Source organism: Marinomonas sp. TI.3.20 (assembly GCF_038155025.1).
GTDB lineage: Bacteria > Pseudomonadota > Gammaproteobacteria > Pseudomonadales > Marinomonadaceae > Marinomonas > Marinomonas flavescens.
The window spans coordinates 1-607 of sequence record NZ_JBAKAS010000059.1 but is presented as its reverse complement, the minus strand read 5'-3'; the positions used below and the strand labels follow the sequence as shown (position 1 = coordinate 607).

The following is a 607-nucleotide window of genomic DNA, read 5'->3' as shown; positions in this document are numbered from 1 at the left end:
AAAGAGCACTATCAACGAACCTCAAAATCACCCTCAAACAATGGCGAGAAGGAATTAGGACATTCGCCGAACACCTGTTCAAAGGAGAAGGTTTTATGGTTTAAATTCGCGGGGATACCTCAGGGTCTGAGCCTGTGAAATCGACCCTGCCTAGTCTGTGCAATCAGTGTTAGAGGTTCTTGTTTTTCCGTACCTTTTAGAGAGCTGCTGACGCGTCGAGGTACGGCTCTTTAGAAAGTGATGGCGCAAGCAAATGGAAGAACAAGAGACGAATCACCTATCCCAAAACCACTAATGGAGCGGTAGCCGTTAGCCTTGTTTCCAGATTGAGCGGCCTCTAAATAGGTCGCACGCTCCGCCTTCATTAGACTGTTAAGAACCATCCCATCAATTTATTCACACCTTCTGGCTGAGTGGTTGGTTGGGCTTTGTGCGACTGTTTAAGGGGTCTGACCCTGCCTAGTCTGTGTTATCAGTGTGAGAGGTTCTTGTTTTGCATTTGTGCTGACGCGTCGAGCTTGCGAGACAGGCGCAAGCAAATGGAAGAACAAGAAACGCTGTTTTGACTAAAACGCTGGAACGAAAAAACCCCACCCTGCGTAGCAGG

General features: G+C 48.1%; 1 pseudogene. It reads right to left on the bottom strand.

From position 1 onward, the window contains the following. Nucleotides 1-269: 269 nt before the first annotated feature. Nucleotides 270-424 (bottom strand): annotated as a pseudogene (locus V6259_RS20135) (IS256 family transposase); the annotation flags it as partial. Nucleotides 425-607 lie beyond the last annotated feature (183 nt).